An 18,247-nucleotide genomic window follows, 5' to 3' on the forward strand; every position below is an offset into this window, starting at 1 on the left:
TTCTATCTCATAACGATCATTCTCGGATGGTCGCTGCTTGAGAGTGGGGCCCGGCCGGGACCCGCTCTTTTTTGTTTGCACCGGCCGGAAATTCTCGCAAGATAGGATGAGCCGCTTGGCAGAAACGCCCGCCGCCGGCGCCGTGGAGGCGCCCTCCCTCATCGACGAGCCGCGCCTCTGCGGCGAGACGGGAGTCGCGGCGCGCATTGCCCATATCGCCGAGCCCGTGCTGGCGCAGCTCGGCTTTCGTCTCGTGCGTGCGCGCATTCTCTCGCAGAACGGCATGGTTCTGCAGATCATGGCCGAGCGGCCCGACGGAACCATGACCATCGACGATTGCGAGGCCGCGAGCCAGGCGCTCTCGCCGGAGCTGGACGTCGAGGACGTCATCTCGGACGCCTATCGGCTGGAGCTGTCCTCGCCCGGCATAGATCGCCCCTTGGTGCGAGTCTCGGATTTTCGTCGCGCGATCGGCCATGAGGCGAAGATCGAGCTGACGCAGGCGCTCGCCTCTGGCCGCAAGCGCTTTCGGGGCAATATTGTCTCCGTCGAGGGAGACGGCCGCGACGCCGTGGTGACGCTGGAGCGCGACGACGCCCCGCCGGACGAAGAAAAAACCGTGCGAATGCCGCTGCGCGATCTCGACGAGGCCAAGCTGATGCTGACCGACGCGCTGATCCGCGAGGCGCTACGCGCCGGCAAGGCGCAGCTCGAGGACGACGGCCCGAGCGAGGAGGAAGCGCCGCAAGAGGATGCGCGGCCTCGTCGCGGGCCCGGCCGTTTCGCCGCGGCGCGCGCCGATAAGGCCAAGCCGCTGGTTCCGGCCGGCGTGCAGACGGGATTCAAGAAAAAAGGCAGCGGACCCGGCCGTCGCGGCGACGCGTAGGGCCGACGTTTTTGGGAGCAAGATATGGCCGTCAGCGCCAACAGGTTGGAAATCCTGCAGATCGCCGATGCGGTCGCGCGCGAGAAATCGATCGACCGTTCGATCGTCATCGCCTCCATGGAGGACGCGCTGCAAAAGGCCGCGCGCTCGCGCTATGGGCAGGAGACCGAGGTCCGCGCCGAGATCAATCCGAAGAGCGGCGAGGTGCGCTTCTCGCGTCTGCTGCTGGTCGTCGATCTCATCGATAATGACGCGACGCAGATTTCCATCGAGGACGCGCGCAAGCGCAATCCGGCGGCGCAGGTCGGCGACTGGATTTCCGAGACGCTGCCGCCTTTCGATTTCGGCCGCATCGCCGCGCAATCGGCCAAGCAGATCATCGTGCAGAAGGTGCGCGAGGCCGAGCGCGACCGCCAATACGAAGAGTTCAAGGACCGCATCGGCGAGATCGTCAACGGCGTGGTGAAGCGCGTCGAATATGGCAATGTGATCGTCGATCTCGGCCGCGGCGAGGCGATCATCCGCCGCGACGAGATGATCCCGCGCGAGACCTTCCGTCCCGGTGATCGCGTGCGCGCCTATGTCTATGACGTGCGCCGCGAGCAGCGCGGACCGCAGATTTTCCTGTCGCGCACGCATCCGCAATTCATGGCCAAGCTGTTCCGCCAGGAAGTGCCGGAGATCTACGACGGCGTGATCGAGGTGAAATCGGTGGCGCGCGATCCGGGCTCGCGCGCCAAGATTGCCGTCATTTCGCGCGATTCCTCCATCGATCCGGTCGGCGCCTGCGTCGGTATGCGCGGCTCGCGCGTGCAGGCCGTGGTCGGCGAATTGCAGGGCGAGCGCATCGACATCATTCCCTGGTCGGCGGACGCGGCGACCTTCATCGTCAATGCGCTGCAGCCGGCCGAGGTGGTGAAGGTCGTTCTCGACGAGGATTCCGCGCGCATCGAGGTGGTGGTGCCGGACGATCAGCTGTCGCTGGCCATCGGCCGCCGCGGCCAAAATGTGCGCCTCGCCTCGCAGCTCACCGGCTGGGACATCGACATTCTGACCGAGGCCGAGGAATCCGAGCGCCGCCAGCGCGAGTTCGTCGAGCGCACCAAAGTGTTCATGAACGCGATCGACGTCGACGAGGTGGTCGGCCGGCTGCTCGCTTCGGAAGGCTTCCAATCGGTCGAGGAGCTGGCCTTCGTCGATCTCGGCGAGCTGGCGACGATCGAGGGCTTCGACGAGGACACGGCGGCCGAGATTCAAAATCGCGCCCGCAATTATCTCGAGAGAGTCGAGGCGGAGAACGAGGCGCGTCGCCTCGAGCTCGGCGTGCTCGACGAGCTGAAGGAGCTCGACGGCGTCACCACGGCGATGCTGGTCAAGCTCGGCGAGAATGACGTGAAGTCGATCGAGGATCTCGCCGGCTGCGTGCCGGACGATCTCGTCGGCTGGACCGAGAAGAAGGATGGCGAGACGGTCAAGCAGACCGGCTTCCTCGACGGGATCGACCTTTCCCGCGAGGAGGCGGAGGCGCTGATCATGGATGCGCGCGTGCGCGCCGGCTGGATCGAGGCCCCGGAGCCCGAGGCGGAAGCCGAGGAGGCCGAGGCCGCTGAGCCGACAGACGCGCAGCAGGCAGAGGCGCAGCAGACCGAGGCGCAGTGACGAAACGAGACGGCGAGCGAATGAGAGAAGCCGAGGCGAGCGAACGGACCTGCATCGTCACCCGCCGGCGCGACGCGCCGGAGGGGATGATCCGTTTCGTGCGCGCGCCGGACGGCGTTCTCACGCCGGACATAAGGTCGCGCCTGCCCGGCCGCGGCGCCTGGGTTACGGCGCGCGCCGATGTCGTGGCCGAAGCGTTGAAGAAGCGCGCCTTCGCGCGCCAATTGAAGGCCGAGGTCTCGGCGTCGTCATCGCTTCCCGAGGATGTCGATCGGCTGCTGGAGGCCGATTGCGTGCAATCGCTGGCGATGGCCAATAAGGCGGGCGCGGTGGTCGCCGGCTTCGGCAAGGTGTGCGAGGCGCTGGAGAAAGGCGCCGTCGCCGCTGTGCTGGAGGCGCGCGATGGCTCCGCGGATGGACGGCGCAAGCTCGCCCAGGCGGCGCGGCGCGCGGCCACGGCGCGCGGATGCGGCGAGAGGGTCACAGAGACGATCTCTCTGTTCGATTCTCTTCAATTGGATTTGGCTTTGGGCCGCACAAATGTGATACATGCAGCCCTCGCGCCGGGCGGACCGACGCAAGCCTTTTTGGCGCGCTGCCGCCGCCTCGCCGCCTATAGAGGCGGGAGCGCATCCGGCGACGCGCAGAACCACGACAGCGAGCGGACCGACGAGCTCGGCCCGCTGAAAGACGCAACCGAACAGGCGCAGCCCGAGGATCGGAAACTGGATGAGTGAGACCGAGACCGAGAACAGCGGCGACAAGACGCTGACCGTCACGCCGTCGAAGACGTTGCATTTGAAGCAGCGTCCGACCGAGCATGGCGGAATGGTGCGCCAGAGCTTCTCCCACGGCCGCTCCAAGGTGGTCGTGGTCGAGAAGGTGAAGCGTCGCGCCCCGGGCCATGTCGAGACCAAGCCGGCGGCTCCGCCTCCGACGCCGGCTCCCCCCGCGCCTGCGGCGCCCGCCGCCGCCGCGCCGCCCCCTCCGCCGCCGCGCGCCGAGACGCCGCGCCCGCAGCCTGCGCCCAAGCGCGGCGCCGGCATGGTGCTGCGCGCGCTGACCGACGAAGAGCGCGAGGCCCGCGCCCGCGCTCTGGTCGACGCCCGCACCCGCGAAGAGGAAGACCGTCGCCGCGCCGAGGTGGAAGCCAAGGCGCGCGCCGAGCGCGAGACCCGCGAGCGCGAGGAGCGCGCCGCCGCCGAAGCCCGCAAGCGCGAGGAGGAGGAACGCCTCGCCCGCGACGCCGAGTCGAAACGCCGCTCCGAGGAAGAGGCGCGCCGTCGCCTCGCCGGAGGCGGCGCGCCCGAGCCGCACGCAGCGACGCCCGCCGCCGCTCGCCCGGCGCAACCGCGCCCGGCCCCGACCGCCGGCGGCGAAGCGCCACGCCCGGCCGCGACCACGGAAGACGCCGAGAAGCGCGTCGTCCGCCGTCCCGTCGGCGTCATCGCCGTCAAGGCGCCGCCGCCGCCCCGCCCGACGCCCTCGCGCGGCGGCGCGCAGAAGGACCGCGGCCGCCTCACCGTCTCCACCGCGACGTCCGAGGAAGAAGAGCGCACGCGTTCGGTCGCCGCCTTCCGCCGCCGCACACAGCGCCTGAAATCCTTCGGCCAGGCCGAGCAGAAGGAGAAGATCGCCCGCGAGGTCATCCTCCCGGAGACGATCACCATTCAGGAGCTCGCCAACCGCATGTCGGAGCGCGGCGTCGATGTGATTCGCCTGCTGATGAAGCAGGGCGCGCTGCACAAGATCACCGATGTGATCGACGCCGACACGGCGCAGCTCGTCGCCGAGGAGCTCGGCCATACGGTCAAGCGCGTCGCCGAATCGGATGTCGAGGAAGGCCTGTTCGACTCGCCCGACGCCGACAGCGAGCTCGAGCAGCGTCCGCCGGTCGTCACCATCATGGGCCATGTCGACCACGGCAAGACCTCGCTGCTCGACGCGATCCGCCACGCCAATGTGGTGGCCGGCGAAGCGGGCGGCATCACGCAGCATATCGGCGCCTATCAGGTGCGGGCGCCGAACGGCGCGCCGATCACCTTCATCGACACCCCCGGCCACGCGGCCTTCACCGCCATGCGCGCCCGCGGCGCCAAGGTCACGGACATTGTGATCCTGGTGGTGGCGGCGGATGACGGCGTGATGCCGCAGACGATCGAGGCGATCCATCACGCCAAGGCGGCGGAGGTTCCGATCATCGTCGCGATCAACAAGATCGACAAGCCCGACGCCAAGCCCGAGCGCGTGCGCACCGAGCTGCTGCAGCACGAGGTGCAGACGGAGACCTTCGGCGGCGACACGCTCGAGGTGGAGGTCTCCGCCAAGGAGAAGCTCAATCTCGACAAGCTGCTCGACGCCATCACCCTGCAGTCGGAAGTGCTCGACCTCAAGGCCAATCCCGAGCGCTCGGCCGAGGGCACGGTGATCGAGGCGCGGCTCGACAAGGGTCGCGGTCCGGTCGCCACCGTGCTGGTGCAGCGCGGCACGCTAGAGGTCGGCGACATCATCGTCGCCGGCTCGCAATGGGGCCGCGTGCGCGCGCTGCTCGACGACAAGGGCGTCGTGGTGCAGACCGCCGGCCCGTCCTTCCCGGTCGAGATCCTCGGCTTCTCCGGGACGCCGGAAGCCGGCGACCGCGTCGCCGTGGTGGAGACGGAAGCCCGCGCGCGAGAGATCACCGAATATCGCGAGCGTCAGCGTCGCGACAAGCTGGCCGCGCGCGGCGGCGGCGCCCGCACCTCGCTCACCGATATGATGAGCCAGTTGAAGACCGCCGGCCGCAAGGAGTTCCCGCTCGTCATCAAGGGCGATGTGCAGGGCTCTGTGGAGGCGATCGTCGCAGCGCTCGACAAGCTCGGCACCGACGAGGTGGGCGCGCGCGTCGTTCATGCGGGCGTCGGCGGCATCTCCGAGTCCGACATAGCGCTCGCCGAAGCGTCCAACGCCGTCGTCATCGGCTTCAACGTGCGCGCCCATAAGGAAGCGCGCGAGGCCTCTGAGCGCGGCGGCATTGAAATCCGCTACTATAACATCATCTACAATCTCGTCGATGATGTGAAAGCGGCGATGTCCGGCCTCCTCGCGCCGACGCTGCGCGAGACCATGCTGGGCAATGCGCAGATTCTCGAAGTGTTCGACATTTCCAAGGTCGGCAAGGTGGCGGGCTGCCGCGTGACCGACGGCTCGGTGGAGCGCGGCGCCAATGTGCGTCTCATCCGCGACAATGTCGTCGTCCACGAGGGCAAGCTATCGACGCTCAAGCGCTTCAAGGACGAGGTCAAGGAAGTGCAGGCCGGACAGGAGTGCGGCATGGCTTTCGAGAATTATCAGGACATGCGCGCCGGCGACGTCATCGAGTGCTATCGCGTCGAGGAGATCAAGCGGACGCTGTGAGATCGAATGCGGCTAGCCTCGTAAGGAGCGAATGATGAGCCAATCATTTCCGTTCAAAGCCGAAGGGGTCATAGAGCTGATCGCGGCTCTCCCTCGCGCCGCCTCGGATTTGGTCGAGCTTCTACAGGAGCTTCGTCGTTGGCAGGCCAGAAGCGCTTTGGCGTTTTACGAGCATGACGATGGTTCGATCGCGAATGGCCCGAGGCTGCAAACCGACGCCATCTTGGCGAAGCTCCTTTCCGCGGAAGGTGGCGAGAGTTTCTTGAGAGAATTGGAATCGCTCTCTCGCGCAAGAAAGGTCGAGGGGGATGACAAAGATGCGCCGTTGGATAGGGTGGGTGGCGAATCCGCCTTTTCAGCGCAGGCCTTTTTCGGCGATACGCCGTCCGACGACCCGAGCCTCGCAATGGGCGCGGCTCTGGCGTCGTTGGAGCGCAGCGCCGAGATGATGCGAGATATCGTCGAAGACACACGTCGCGATCGTATCGATTTCGAGATACGCCGGCAGGAAATCGACCGCACGCTCGCACGAATCGACAGAATCTTCGATAGTCGGCTCGGACTATCGCAATGACCGGAGAAAGCGACCTGCAACACCCGCCTCCGCCGCCGACAGAGCCCGAATCGGGCGGATGGAAATTGTCTTGGGGGCGCTTTCTAGAGTTTGGAAAAAACATCCTCGACCTGGAACGGTCGGTGGCGTCTCTGAAGGCCGAGAACAAAGAGCTTCGCAAAGATTTGCATGAGCTTCAACGCCAAGTGGATCGGATCGCGGGAAAGCTGGAAGGCGTTTCCGAGTTCGTCGCCGGAGCGATCGAGGACAAGATCGACGCGCGTGTGGAAAAGGCCGAAATTCGCGCGTTCGAACGGCTGCTCTCCATGATCCGTGGGTCGCAGCGCGAAATCGAATAGCCACCCCAAGAGCCAAATGTCCAGAGCCCATCACGCCCATGGGGCGGAGCCGTCGCAGCGCATGTTGCGCGTCGCCGAGCTCGTCCGCCATCAGATCGCCCAGCTGCTCTCGCGCGGGGAGATCAATGATCCCGTGCTCGAGCAGCATGTCGTCACCGTCTCGCGCGTGACGATGAGCCCGGATTTGAAGCTCGCCACCGTCTATGTCATGCCGCTCGGCGGCAAGGACGAGCCGGAGGTGCTGCGCGCTTTCGACCGCCATAAAAAATATCTGCGCGGCGAGATCGCCCATAGCGTCAATCTCAAATTCGCGCCGGAGGTGCGTTTCCGCATCGACGATAGTTTCGACAATGTCGCGCGCATCGACGCGCTGCTGAACTCCGAGCGCGTGCGCCGCGATCTCGATCAGCCCCAAACCGACGAAGAGAACGGCGCCCAGCAATGAACGGAAGAAAATCGACCCGCGCCGTCGTCGACGGCTGGGTGGTGCTCGACAAGCCCGTCGGCATGACCTCGACGCACGCCGTCTCGCGCTTGAAGCGCATCTATAATGGCAAGAAGGCCGGACACGCCGGCACGCTGGACCCGCTCGCCTCCGGCATATTGCCGGTCGCCTTCGGCGAGGCGACCAAGACCGTGCCTTTCGTGCAGGACGGCGAGAAGGCGTATTCCTTCACGGTGCGCTGGGGCGTCGAGACCGACACCGACGACGCCGACGGCAAATCCGTGCGCGAGAGCGGCGAGCGGCCGACGATCGCTGAGATCGAGGCGCTGCTGCCGCGCTTTCTCGGCGACATCATGCAGGTGCCGCCGCAATATTCCGCCATCAAGATCGCCGGCGAGCGCGCCTATGATCTCGCGCGCGACGGCGAGACAGTCGAGCTGAAGCCGCGCCCCGTCACCATTCATCGCCTCTCCATCGTCGATGCGACGGAGGAGGAAACAAGGCTCGTCATGGAATGCGGCAAGGGCGCCTATGTGCGCTCCATCGCGCGCGATCTCGGGCGGCTGCTCGGCTGCTTCGGCCATGTGACCGCGCTGCGCCGCACGCGCGTCGGGCCTTTCCTCGAGGAGGACAGCTACACGCTGGACGAGATCGAGGGCGGCGAGGCCGCCAACGCGCTTCTCTCGGTCGAGGCGGGCCTCACCGAGCTGCCCTGCGTCGTCGTCGATCGCGACGCGGCGGCGCGGCTGCGGCGGGGCGGCTCGCTGATTCTGCGCGGCCGCGACGCCCCTGCCGGCGGCGTCGTCTATGCGGCCTGCGGCGGCGTGCCCGTCGCCTTCGGCGAGGTGGTGGAAGGCGCGCTGGAGCCCTCGCGTGTGTTCAACCTGCCGTTCTGACGCGAGGTTGATCTTCGCGGGGGAATGGTTTCAATTCGCTGAAACGCCCCCTCCCCGACCCCTCCCCCGCTTCGCGGGAGAGGGAGCAGATTCGGGGACGTCAGGACATTGCGAGCCGACCGCCCTCATGACGCCCCCCGCCCCTAAAATCCTCGTCTTCGACTCCGGGCTCGGCGGCCTTACCGTCTTCACCGAAGTGGCGAAGCTGCGCCCTCATGCGGCGCTGCTCTATTGCGCGGATGACGCCGGCTTCCCCTATGGTCCGCTCTCCGAGACGGCGCTGGTCGCGCGCGTCATGGAGGTGATGGAAAAGCTCGTCGCCGAGCTGGCGCCCGATCTCGTCGTCATCGCCTGCAACACCGCCTCCACGCGCGCGCTTCCCCCTTTGCGGGCGCGCTGGCCGCAGCTTCCCTTCGTCGGCACTGTGCCGGCGATAAAGCCCGCCGCCGAGCGCTCGCGCTCGCGCCTCGTCTCCGTGCTGGCGACGCCCGGCACCGTGGCGCGCGATTACACGCGCGCGCTCATCGCCAGCTTCGCGGAAGATTGCGCAGTGACGCTGGTCGGCTCGACCCGCCTCGCCCCGCTCGCCGAGGATTTTATGCGCGGCGCCGCTGTTTCCGAGGCGGAGATCGCCCGCGAGATCGCGCCCTGCTTCGTCACGCGCGACGAGGCGCGGACGGATGTCGTCGTCCTCGCCTGCACGCATTATCCGCTGCTGCTGGACTTTTTCCGGCGCCTCGCGCCCTGGCCGGTCGAGTGGATCGACCCCGCCCCCGCCATAGCGCGCCAGGCCGATCGGCTGCTCGTCGAGCGCTTCGGCCCCGACTGCGAAGCGACCGCGCCGGCGCCCCGCGCGATCTTCACCAGCGGGGCGCGCCCGGAGCCGGCGCTGGCCGCGGCGCTGACGCGCATGGGCTTTTCTCCCGACTGAGCCCGCCCCCTCTTTGCCGCAGAGCGACAGAAGGAAAACGCCCCGCCGGCGTTTTTCCTTGATTATGTCCGCCGCTCTTGCTGTAACGCGCCGCACAATAATTCTCGAACTCCAAGAGGTGAGCGAAATGGCAGACTGGCCCGTCCATGCGAAGATTACCGGCCCGATCGTTCTGATCGGCTTCGGCTCCATCGGACGTGGCATCTTGCCGCTCATCGAACGCCATTTCGACTATGACAAGAGCCGTTTCACCGTCATCGACCCTGTCGATACGCATCGTGAAATGCTGGATATTCGCGGCATCGCCTTCCAGAAGGTCGCCCTGACCAAGGACAATTACCGCGAGGTGCTCACCCCCCTGCTCACCAAGGGCGAGGGACAGGGCTTCGTCGTCAATCTCTCGGTGGACACCTCCTCGCTCGACATTATGAAGCTGGCCCGCGAGCTCGGCTGCCTCTATGTCGACACGGTGGTCGAGCCCTGGACCGGCTTCTACTTCGACAACACACTCGGCAATGAAGCGCGCACCAATTACGCGCTGCGCGAGACGGTGCTGGAGGAGCGTCGCCGCAATCCGGGCGGACCGACCGCGGTCTCCTGCTGCGGCGCCAATCCGGGCATGGTGTCCTGGTTCGTGAAGCAGGCGCTGCTGAACATCGCCGCCGACACGGGGCTGAAGATCGAGGAGCCGAAGACCCGCGCCGATTGGGCCGCGCTGGCGCAGAAGCTCGGCGTCAAGGGCATTCACATCGCCGAGCGCGACACGCAGCGCGCCAAGAGCCCGAAGCCGCGCGACGTCTTCGTCAACACATGGTCGGTGGAGGGCTTCGTCTCCGAGGGCCAGCAGCCGGCCGAGCTGGGCTGGGGCACGCATGAGAAGTCGCTGCCGGACATCGCCGGCACGCACTCCTCCGGCTGTGGCGCGGCGATCTATCTGAAGTCGCCGGGCGCCGACACGCGCGTGCGCAGCTGGACGCCGACGCCGGGACCGCAATTCGGCTTCCTCGTCACCCATAACGAGTCGATCTCGATCGCGGATTTTCTCACCGTGCGCGACGATTCCGGCAAGGTGGCGTACCGGCCGACCTGCCATTACGCCTATCATCCGGCCGACGACGCCGTTCTGTCGCTGCACGAGATGTTCGGCCGCGCCGGCAAGATGCAGGCGAGCTGGAAAATTCTCGACGAGAACGAGATCGTCGACGGCATAGACGAGCTCGGCGTGCTGCTCTACGGCCACGCCAAGAACGCCTATTGGTACGGCTCCCGCCTCTCCATCGAGGAGACGCGCGAGCTGGCGCCCTATCAGAACGCCACCGGCCTGCAGGTCAGCTCCGCCGCGCTGGCCGGCATGGTGTGGGCGCTCGAGAATCCGACCGCCGGCATCGTCGAGGCCGACGAGGTCGACTTCCGCCGCTGCCTGGAAGTGCAGCTGCCCTATCTCGGCCCCGTCGAGGGGGTCTACACGGATTGGACGCCGCTCGACGGCCGCCCGGGTCTCTTCCCGGAGGATATCGACCTCGAGGATCCCTGGCAGTTCAAGAATATTCTGGTTCGCTGACCAGCGCGCTCGAAGCCGGCCCGACATAACCAACTGCAGCCGCCCTCGCCGACGCGAGGGCGGCTTTTTTCCGAGCGGAAGTGCTCTATGCCGCCGGGATCAGCGCCGCCGGCGGCAGGCCTGCGGATCGACGATCCCACATGGATTGATAGAGACCTTCGAGATCCCGCGTATAGGCGGGAACATCGAAGAGCGCGGCGCCGGCGCGATTGCGCGCGAGCTTGGCCTTCAGATCCACGAGGCCCGCGGGATCGGTCGCCAGCCGATAGGCGAGATCGAAATAATCATCGAGATCGACGGCGATCAGCTCCGTCAGCCCGACCGCGCGCAGCAGGCTGCCGGCGACGCGCGAGGGAAAGGTGGAGCCGCTGCAAGTGACGATCGGCACGCCCGCCCACAGCGCGTCGCTCGCCGTTGTGTGGGCGTTATAGGGCGCCGTGTCGAGCACGAGATCGGCGAGCTGGAGTCGCGCGAGATGGTCGCCTTGGGCCATATCCGGCGCGAAGACGAGACGCGCGCCATTCACGCCGCGCTTCCACGCCTCATTGCGCAGATTGCCCTCCGCCATGGGCGCGCCGAGCAGCCATAGGACGCTGTGCGGCACGGCGTCGAGCAGCCGGCACCAGACGTCGAACATCTCCGGCGTGAACTTATAGGCCTGATTGAAGCAGCAGAAAACGACGCCCTGCTCCGGCAGGCCCATGGCCGCGCGCGTCGGCCGCGGCCCGATCGGCCCCGCGCGGCCGCGCGGCTGATAGCTATGCGGCATATAGGCGAAGGATTCGGAATAATCGCCGGCGGAGGCGAGCGGCGTCACATAATCGTCGGTGATGATATAGTCGCAGATATCCTCGCCGAGCGTGCCCGGATAGCCGAGGTAATTCACCTGCACGGGCGCCGGACGCAGCATCAGAATGCCGCTGCGCGCATTGGCGGTGAAGCCTTTGAGATCGATCAGCAGGTCCACCTCGTCGCGATGGATCGCGCGGGCGGCGTCGCCGTCGGAGAGCGCCTCTATGTCGACGAAATTGTCGAAAGCGCCGATGAGGCGACGACGCATCGCCTTGCCGTCATCGGCTCCATAAGAATAGGCGTTCACGCAAAAGCGCTCGCGATCATGCGCCTCCAGCGTCTCGATCAGCAGCAGCGCCGTCGCGTGATCGTGGAAATCATTGGAGAGATAGCCGAGCTTGATCTTCCGCCCATCCGCCGCGCGAAAGCGGAAATCGAGCGCGCGCCGCTCCGTCGCCGCGGCGGCGCGGCGATCGCGCGTCCACAGCTCGGAGCAGCGCCGCTGATCGGCGGCGCCGACGCCGGGCTGCGAGAGAAAGAGAAAAGGCGGCAGCGCGCCGGAGCCGTCGGCCGCGAGAAGATCGGCGAGCGCTTTGGCGTCGCCTGCGAAGTCATCCCAAGCGCACATATTGCGGCTGCGTCCGAGCGATCGCATCGCCGTCTCCCAGGTCGAAGTTTCTTCGCCTGGGCATGAAGGCGCGTGTCGCCTTCCGGATCAGACATCGGACGGAAGCAATCGCCGCGCCATTTCTCGGCACTCTGGGGTATAAGCGGAGCCGCATGGCGACTGCTCTACTTTTATTTTATGAAAGTTCGTTCCGAGATGCGCTTTCGACATCTGGAGCGTCGAAATGGATGATGTTCTGAGGACTCAAAGGCTTCTGCAGGAGGAAGCCGACCAGATCGTAGAGCTCCTCGATCTGGACGTTTTGCTGAGCCGCGTCGGCAAACCGATCCGGGTCGGCAGTTCCGCTCTCGGCCTGATGGTTCGCCGAGACATCGACATCACTGTGGTTTGCGAAAGCCTGTCCGGCGAGGCGCGCGAGGCCTTCATTCGCGCTGGAGCCGAACTCATGTCGATGGATCGCTATGTGGTTTCCGTCCGCTTCAGAAACGACAGCGGCGCGTGGAACGCCGATCCGGCGAGCTATCCGGACGGTCTGTATCTCGGAGTGTCGGCGCGCGCCAGCGAGGGAATCGACTGGACTCTCGATATATGGGCGGTGGATCGGCCCGAACGGCAACCAGACCTGCGCCACTTGCAGACGCTACCGCCGCGTCTCGACGACGACCGCCGGAAGACGATACTGATCATCAAACAGGCGTTGGCGGCGATGAAATCCGGATCGTCGGAAAACAGGATTCCGAGCGCATATGTCTATGAGGCCGTCGTCGAGGACGGCGTCGGCGAGGTGAAGCAGTTCGCAGAGTGGCTCGCTGATAAGAAGGCGATCACATCCCTCTTGTCCGCTGTTCTCTGAGCCTTCGCCGCCGTCCGGCGCTTCAGCGGCAGAGTCGAGCGCCGGCCGCCCCGCGAAGCTACTGGTATACGACTTCGAGCTTGTGTCCGTCGAGGTCGATCACGAATGCGGCATAGTAGCTCGACCCATAGCGCGGCCGCGGACCGGGCGCTCCGTCGTCCTGCGCGCCGCGCGCGAGCGCCGCGGCGTGAAAAGCCCGAACGGCCTCGGGAGTCGGCGCGACGAAAGCCAGGTGAAAGCCCGCGTCGACGCCTATGTCGGACGCCGAGCGTTGCTTCAGAGCGAAAGGCTCGCGCCCGTCCGGCGTCCCATAGCCGATCGATCTGGGTCCGGTGTAGAGCCGCCTATAGCCGAGCACTGCGAGGACGGCGTCATAGAATTCCACCGCCTGCCCGAGATCGGACACGCCGATCGACAGATGACTGATCATCATCGTTCGACCGCCCGGCCCTTCTCAAATCCCCGCGCCGTCGCCGAGCGTCTCCTCGGCCGCGGTCGAGAAAATCCGCACATTGTTTAGCGACAGCGGCACGCTGCTGCCGAGCGTCGTTCCTGCGCGATCATCCGTGTCGACCTCGACCGTCTGGTCATAGCCGGGGATGGAGATCGACGCGCGCAAGCCCGCAGCCGTGCGGCGCACCGCCTCGACCCGGCCCTCGAGCGCGCCGATCTGACCGCCATGCAGAGCGATGTCGGCGGGACGGAAATAGACGCGCGCCGGTCCATTGCGCAGATTTTCCGAGGAGACGTGCAGTTCCTTGCCCTGGAAAATCACCTTGCCGTCGGCGACCTGCACCGGCAGCGCCAGCGCCTCGCCGACGAAGGAGAGCACGAAGGGCGAAGCCGGCCGGTCATAGAGCTCGTCCGGCGTACCGATCTGCTCGATGCGGCCCTTGTCCAACACCACCACGCGATCGGCGAGCTCCATCGCCTCGTCCTGGTCATGCGTCACGAAGACGGTGGTGAGGCCGGTCTGCCGATGCACGTCGCGCAGCCAGCGGCGCAGATCCTTGCGCACGCGCGCGTCGAGCGCGCCGAAGGGCTCGTCGAGCAGCAGCACGCGCGGCTCGATGGCGAGCGCGCGGGCGAGCGCCACACGCTGGCGCTGGCCGCCGGAGAGCTGCGCCGGATAGCGTCCGCCGAGCCCGTCGAGCTGCACGAATTCCAGCAGCTCGGCCGCGCGCGCGGCGATCTCGGCGCGAGAGGGGCGTGTCCTGCGCGGGCGCACTTTCAGCCCATAGGCGATATTGTCGGCGACGGTCAGATGCTTGAACAGCGCGTAATTCTGAAAGACGAAGCCGACGCGCCGCTCCTGCACGGACAGTGTCGTGGCGTCCTCGGAATCGAACAGAATGCGGCCGCGATCGGGATTGGAGAGGCCGGCGATGGCGCGCAGCAAAGTCGTCTTGCCGGAGCCGGACGGCCCGAGCAGCGCGACCAGCTCGCCGCGCGCGATCGTCAGATCGACAGCGCGCAAAGCCGGATAATCGCCGAAATCCTTCTCGACGCCCTCGATTCTGATCTCCACGCCATGCTGGCGCGGCGCGTCCTCAGTGACGGCGTCGACCGGCGATTTGACCGGCGTAGCGCCATTCGAGAAGCGTCTTGATCCCCAGAGTGACGAGAGCCAGCCCAGCCAGGAGGGAGGCGAGGGCGAAGGCCGAGACGATATTATACTCATTGTAGAGGATCTCCACCTGGAGAGGTATCGTGTTGGTCAGGCCGCGAATATGGCCGGATACGACCGACACCGCGCCGAACTCGCCCATGGCGCGGGCGTTGGCGAGGAGCACGCCATAGAGCAGGCCCCATTTGATGTTGGGCAATGTCACTGTGAGGAAAGTGCGAAAGCCGCTCGCGCCGAGCGTCAGCGCCGCCTCCTCCTCCACCGTCCCCTGCTCCTGCATCAGCGGAATGAGCTCGCGCGCGACGAAGGGGAAGGTGACGAAGATCGTCGCGAGAACAATGCCCGGAATGGCGAAGACGATCTGAATTCCATGAGACGACAATGTCGGTCCGAGCAGCCCCTGCGAGCCGAAGACGAGCACATAGACGAGGCCCGACACCACAGGCGAGACCGAAAAGGGCAGATCGATGAGCGTGATCAGCACGCTCTTGCCAGGAAAGGAGAATTTGGAGATGGCCCAGGCCGCGCAAATGCCGAAGACGGCGTTGAGCGGCACGACGATCGCCGCGACGAGCAGAGTGAGGCGGATCGCCGCCCGCGCATCCGGCTCGTCGAAAGTGGCGAAGAAGGCGCCGGCGCCTTTCGTGAGCGCCTCGGTGAAGACCACCGCGAGCGGCAACAGCAGGAAGAGGCCGAGAAAGGCCACGGCGACGCCGATGAGCAGATAGCGCGTGAGCGGAGCCTCCTCCGTCACGCGGCGCGTCGCGGCGATGCGAATGGCCGGCGCCAGCGCGTCAGACATGGCCGAACCTCTTCTGGCTCCAGGCCTGGATCAGATTGATCGCCAGCAGCACGGCAAAGGAGATGGCGAGCATGATCGTCGCAATGCCCGTCGCGCCGGCATAGTCGAACTGCTCCAGCTTGACGATGATCAGCAAGGGCGCGATTTCCGAGATATAGGCGAGATTGCCGGCGATGAAGATCACCGAGCCATATTCGCCGACGCTGCGCGCGAAAGCCAGCGCGAATCCGGTGAGCAGGGCCGGCAGAATCGGCGGCAGCAGCACGCGCCAGACCGTATGCGCGCGGCTCGCGCCGAGAGTGGCCGACGCCTCCTCGAGCTCGACGTCGATCTCGGCGAGCAGCGGCTGCACCGTGCGCACGACGAAAGGCAGGCCGACGAACACCAGCGCGACGAGAATGCCCCAGCGCGTGAAGGCGATTTTAATGTCGTAATCGGCGAGCGGCTCGCCGAGCCAGCCATTGGGCGCATAGAGCGCCGCGAGCGCGATGCCGGCGACCGCCGTCGGCAGGGCGAAGGGCAGATCGACGATGGCGTCGAGAAAGCGCCGGCCCGGAAACTCATAGCGCGTCAGCACCCAGGCGGTGACGAGGCCGAAGACGACATCGATCGCCGCGGCGGCGAAGGAGATGAAGAAGCTCGTGCGCAGGGCCGCGGCGACGCGCGGCTCGACGGCGACGCCGTAGAGGCCCGCGAGGCCGAGCTCGGAGGCGCGGATGACGAGCATCGACAGCGGAAACAGGACGACGAGGCTCAGATAAAAGAGAGTGAAGCCGAATGTCGTCCGAAATCCGGGGATGACGCTCGGAGCCGGGAAGCTCCGAGCCTTTCTTTTCACGATTTGCGTCGATGCGCTCATGTCGGGTTCACGGCCTATTGCTTTTGGATGTCGTCGAAGACGCCGCCGTCGGCGAAATGGGTCTTCTGCGCCTTCGCCCAGCCGCCGAATATCTGATCGACAGTGAAGAGCTGGAGCTTCGGCAAGCGCTTCAGATCCTCCTTCGCCGCGAATTCCGGATGCGCGGGCCGGTAATAATTCTTGGCGATGATCGCCTGCGCGGCGGGCGTGTAGAGAAAGTTCAGATAGGCCTCGGCCACTTTGCGCGTGCCTTTGGCGTCGACATTGCCGTCGACGACGGCGACCGGCGGCTCGGCGAGCACGGAGACGGGCGGGACGACAATCTCGAATTTGTCCTTACCGAATTCCTCCGAAGCGAGGAAGGCCTCATTTTCCCAGGCGATCAGCACGTCGCCGAGACCGCGTTGCGCGAAAGTGATCGTCGAGCCCCGCGCTCCCGTGTCGAGCACGGGGGCATTCTTATAGATCGCCTTGACGAAATCCTTGGTCTTGGCCTCGTCGCCTTTGAACTTCTCCAGTCCGTAGCCCCAGGCGCCGAGATAGTTCCAGCGGGCCCCGCCGGAGGTCTTCGGATTGGGCGTGACCACCGCGACGCCCGGCTTGGCGAGATCGTCCCAATTCTTGATCTTCTTTGGATTGCCCTTGCGGACGAGAAACACGATCGTCGACGTATAGGGCGAGGCGTTGTTCGGCAGCTTCTTCTGCCAATCCGCGGAGACCTTTCCGGTCTTGGAGACGATCGCGTCTATGTCGGCCGCGAGCGCCAGCGTCACGACATCGGCGGACAGCCCGTCGATGACCGCGCGCGCCTGCGCGCCGGAGCCGGCGTGCGACGCCTGTATCTCGATCGTCTCGCCGGTCTTGGCCTTCCAATCGGCGATGAAGGCGGGATTGATCGCCTTATAGAGCTCGCGCGTCGGATCATAGGAGACATTGAGCAACGCCGTCGCGGCCTGCGCCGAGGAATCGACGACGAGCGAGTCGACGAGAAGCGACACGCCCGCGACGAATGCGATAGCGGCGCCGAGGCCGCGCCGCGTGATTGAAACACTCAGCATACTTGTCTCCATGGTCTATTAATTCAGTGATGTTATGGACTAATATATTTCGGCCGCGCTGTAAACCGGGCGCGCGCCTCGAATTCGCGGTTTTTCGCCGTTTTGAGATCGGAAGACGCTCGCGCGTCGAAAAGGTCAGCGGCGTCGGCGGTTCGTCTCGAACTTGCCGGAGGCGAACAGAAACAGCGCGAGCAGGCCTGCGGCGCCGATCAGATAATAAGGGCTCAGCTCGAAACGGCGCTTGGCCACGGAGAAGGGGAAGCGCGCCGTCCAGTGCTCGCCCGCCGAACCGTCGATCGTGACGACGCCGACGAAATCGCCCGGCTGAGTGAACACATGCGTGAAAGAAAAAGTCCCTTTGGGATAGATCTGCGGCGCCAGGGACGCGGCGGTCGCCGCCTCTCGGTCGGATGGCTCATCGCTCTCGTCGGTCTGACGCAAGATGCGGAAGCCGGCCTTCATCTCCCGCAGCTCGGGAGCGGCATAATCGAAAACGAAAATCGTTTCCCCCAGTCGGGGAACGTCCTCGCAGAATTTCCGCGGCGGCGCGTCGCCCGGCTGATAGCCGGCGAAGTAGATGAGCTCGGGGCCGACCGCGAGAACGCAGCTGTCTTTGTCGGAAAGCAGATCGCCGCGCGCGATCGCCGGCGACGCGGCGCTCGCCGCAACGAGCGTGGTCAGCAAGAGCGACTGTGCGATAGCGCGGCTCGACATGCGCCGTCCCCAATGAGCGTCGGGAAATCTCGATAGCAATTAATCGGCTCTCGCTGGTCTTGCAAGAAGCGGCGCGCGAGCGCGGCGCAAGGACGCGCGCGGCGTGGACGAGCCCAGCGGAGCGCAAAGAAAAACCGGCCGGGCGCGAGGCCCGGCCGGCGTTGTCATCAGGCTATTCGAGGTTCGATCAGGGCATGTCGCCGGCGACGAACTTCGGAATGACCGGGC

At 66.0% G+C, this 18,247-nt stretch carries 18 protein-coding genes; 11 read left to right on the top strand and 7 right to left on the bottom strand.

Translation table 11 applies throughout. The features are described 5' to 3' along the window. The first annotated feature begins 106 nt into the window (after positions 1–106). The 10 genes from rimP (at position 107) to FMZ75_RS10910 (ending at position 10,686) form a co-directional block, all read left to right on the top strand. Positions 107–886 (top strand): ribosome maturation factor RimP, encoded by a 780-nt coding sequence (rimP, locus tag FMZ75_RS10865; protein ID WP_166142752.1) that lies wholly within the window; start codon positions 107–109, stop codon positions 884–886. Between the two features lie 24 nt (positions 887–910). Further along, a complete protein-coding gene (gene nusA / locus FMZ75_RS10870) occupies positions 911–2,545 on the top strand; it encodes a transcription termination factor NusA (protein ID WP_166142754.1) in 1,635 nt (544 codons plus the stop codon). Continuing rightward, entirely contained in the window at positions 2,542–3,282 is a 741-nt protein-coding gene (locus tag FMZ75_RS10875; RefSeq protein WP_370464698.1) for an RNA-binding protein, read from the top strand. Before nusA ends, FMZ75_RS10875 begins: the two co-directional genes overlap by 4 nt. Beyond that, positions 3,275–5,941 (top strand): translation initiation factor IF-2, encoded by a 2,667-nt coding sequence (gene infB, locus FMZ75_RS10880; protein ID WP_166142758.1) that lies wholly within the window; start codon positions 3,275–3,277, stop codon positions 5,939–5,941. Before FMZ75_RS10875 ends, infB begins: the two co-directional genes overlap by 8 nt. A gap of 157 nt (positions 5,942–6,098) precedes the next feature. Beyond that, a complete protein-coding gene (locus FMZ75_RS10885; protein ID WP_166142760.1) occupies positions 6,099–6,515 on the top strand; it encodes a hypothetical protein in 417 nt (138 codons plus the stop codon). Beyond that, on the top strand, positions 6,512–6,853 hold the full coding sequence (locus tag FMZ75_RS10890; RefSeq protein ID WP_166142762.1) for a hypothetical protein: 342 nt from the start codon (positions 6,512–6,514) through the stop codon (positions 6,851–6,853). Before FMZ75_RS10885 ends, FMZ75_RS10890 begins: the two co-directional genes overlap by 4 nt. 16 nt (positions 6,854–6,869) lie before the next feature. After that, the gene (rbfA, locus tag FMZ75_RS10895; RefSeq protein ID WP_142864007.1) at positions 6,870–7,298 is read left to right on the top strand and encodes a 30S ribosome-binding factor RbfA; all 429 of its coding nucleotides are present in this window, start codon (positions 6,870–6,872) and stop codon (positions 7,296–7,298) included. Next, positions 7,295–8,194: a tRNA pseudouridine(55) synthase TruB gene (gene truB, locus FMZ75_RS10900; RefSeq protein WP_166142764.1), complete on the top strand. Its 900-nt coding sequence runs from the start codon at positions 7,295–7,297 to the stop codon at positions 8,192–8,194. Before rbfA ends, truB begins: the two co-directional genes overlap by 4 nt. 127 nt (positions 8,195–8,321) lie before the next feature. Further along, positions 8,322–9,125, top strand: coding sequence for a glutamate racemase (murI, locus tag FMZ75_RS10905; protein ID WP_166142765.1), 804 nt, complete (start codon positions 8,322–8,324; stop codon positions 9,123–9,125). 127 nt (positions 9,126–9,252) lie between these two features. Then, a complete protein-coding gene (locus tag FMZ75_RS10910; protein ID WP_166142767.1) occupies positions 9,253–10,686 on the top strand; it encodes a homospermidine synthase in 1,434 nt (477 codons plus the stop codon). An 85-nt stretch (positions 10,687–10,771) separates the two neighbouring features. Here the strand turns inward: FMZ75_RS10910 and FMZ75_RS10915 are convergent, their stop codons facing one another. Beyond that, complete coding sequence (locus tag FMZ75_RS10915; protein WP_166142769.1) at positions 10,772–12,133, bottom strand: UDP-N-acetylglucosamine-peptide N-acetylglucosaminyltransferase; 1,362 nt, start codon at positions 12,131–12,133, stop codon at positions 10,772–10,774. Positions 12,134–12,329: 196 nt separating this feature from the next. Here FMZ75_RS10915 and FMZ75_RS10920 point away from each other — a divergent pair, with 196 nt between their 5' ends. Then, positions 12,330–12,959: a hypothetical protein gene (locus FMZ75_RS10920; RefSeq protein ID WP_166142771.1), complete on the top strand. Its 630-nt coding sequence runs from the start codon at positions 12,330–12,332 to the stop codon at positions 12,957–12,959. Positions 12,960–13,017: 58 nt separating this feature from the next. Here FMZ75_RS10920 and FMZ75_RS10925 read toward each other — a convergent pair whose 3' ends face one another. The 6 genes from FMZ75_RS10925 to FMZ75_RS10950 form a co-directional block, all read right to left on the bottom strand. Further along, the gene (locus FMZ75_RS10925; protein WP_370464699.1) at positions 13,018–13,392 is read right to left on the bottom strand and encodes a VOC family protein; all 375 of its coding nucleotides are present in this window, start codon (positions 13,390–13,392) and stop codon (positions 13,018–13,020) included. A 21-nt stretch (positions 13,393–13,413) separates the two neighbouring features. Beyond that, positions 13,414–14,487 carry a sulfate/molybdate ABC transporter ATP-binding protein gene (locus FMZ75_RS10930; RefSeq protein WP_166142773.1) on the bottom strand — a complete coding sequence of 358 codons (1,074 nt, stop codon included), beginning with the start codon at positions 14,485–14,487 and terminating at the stop codon, positions 13,414–13,416. A gap of 22 nt (positions 14,488–14,509) precedes the next feature. Beyond that, positions 14,510–15,388 (bottom strand): sulfate ABC transporter permease subunit CysW, encoded by an 879-nt coding sequence (gene cysW, locus FMZ75_RS10935; protein WP_108918596.1) that lies wholly within the window; start codon positions 15,386–15,388, stop codon positions 14,510–14,512. Next, positions 15,381–16,226 (bottom strand): sulfate ABC transporter permease subunit CysT, encoded by an 846-nt coding sequence (cysT, locus tag FMZ75_RS10940; protein ID WP_370464700.1) that lies wholly within the window; start codon positions 16,224–16,226, stop codon positions 15,381–15,383. Before cysT ends, cysW begins: the two co-directional genes overlap by 8 nt. Before the next feature lie 35 nt (positions 16,227–16,261). After that, a complete protein-coding gene (locus FMZ75_RS10945; RefSeq protein WP_246728896.1) occupies positions 16,262–17,305 on the bottom strand; it encodes a sulfate ABC transporter substrate-binding protein in 1,044 nt (347 codons plus the stop codon). 135 nt (positions 17,306–17,440) lie between these two features. Next, complete coding sequence (locus FMZ75_RS10950) at positions 17,441–18,019, bottom strand: hypothetical protein (protein WP_166142775.1); 579 nt, start codon at positions 18,017–18,019, stop codon at positions 17,441–17,443. Positions 18,020–18,247: the final 228 nt, after the last annotated feature.

It is taken from the genome of Methylosinus sp. RM1 (genome assembly GCF_011378635.1).
Taxonomy (GTDB): domain Bacteria; phylum Pseudomonadota; class Alphaproteobacteria; order Rhizobiales; family Beijerinckiaceae; genus Methylosinus; species Methylosinus sporium.

Coding starts and splice junctions, on each gene's coding strand:
- FMZ75_RS10915 (WP_166142769.1), bottom strand. CDS start 12,133: ATGCGATCGCTCGGACGCAGCCGCAATATGTGCGCTTGGGATGACTTC.
- infB (WP_166142758.1), top strand. CDS start 3,275: ATGAGTGAGACCGAGACCGAGAACAGCGGCGACAAGACGCTGACCGTC.
- truB (WP_166142764.1), top strand. CDS start 7,295: ATGAACGGAAGAAAATCGACCCGCGCCGTCGTCGACGGCTGGGTGGTG.
- rbfA (WP_142864007.1), top strand. CDS start 6,870: ATGTCCAGAGCCCATCACGCCCATGGGGCGGAGCCGTCGCAGCGCATG.
- FMZ75_RS10950 (WP_166142775.1), bottom strand. CDS start 18,019: ATGTCGAGCCGCGCTATCGCACAGTCGCTCTTGCTGACCACGCTCGTT.
- FMZ75_RS10945 (WP_246728896.1), bottom strand. CDS start 17,305: ATGCTGAGTGTTTCAATCACGCGGCGCGGCCTCGGCGCCGCTATCGCA.
- rimP (WP_166142752.1), top strand. CDS start 107: ATGAGCCGCTTGGCAGAAACGCCCGCCGCCGGCGCCGTGGAGGCGCCC.
- nusA (WP_166142754.1), top strand. CDS start 911: ATGGCCGTCAGCGCCAACAGGTTGGAAATCCTGCAGATCGCCGATGCG.
- FMZ75_RS10920 (WP_166142771.1), top strand. CDS start 12,330: ATGGATGATGTTCTGAGGACTCAAAGGCTTCTGCAGGAGGAAGCCGAC.
- FMZ75_RS10910 (WP_166142767.1), top strand. CDS start 9,253: ATGGCAGACTGGCCCGTCCATGCGAAGATTACCGGCCCGATCGTTCTG.
- FMZ75_RS10925 (WP_370464699.1), bottom strand. CDS start 13,392: ATGATGATCAGTCATCTGTCGATCGGCGTGTCCGATCTCGGGCAGGCG.
- cysW (WP_108918596.1), bottom strand. CDS start 15,388: ATGTCTGACGCGCTGGCGCCGGCCATTCGCATCGCCGCGACGCGCCGC.
- murI (WP_166142765.1), top strand. CDS start 8,322: ATGACGCCCCCCGCCCCTAAAATCCTCGTCTTCGACTCCGGGCTCGGC.
- FMZ75_RS10890 (WP_166142762.1), top strand. CDS start 6,512: ATGACCGGAGAAAGCGACCTGCAACACCCGCCTCCGCCGCCGACAGAG.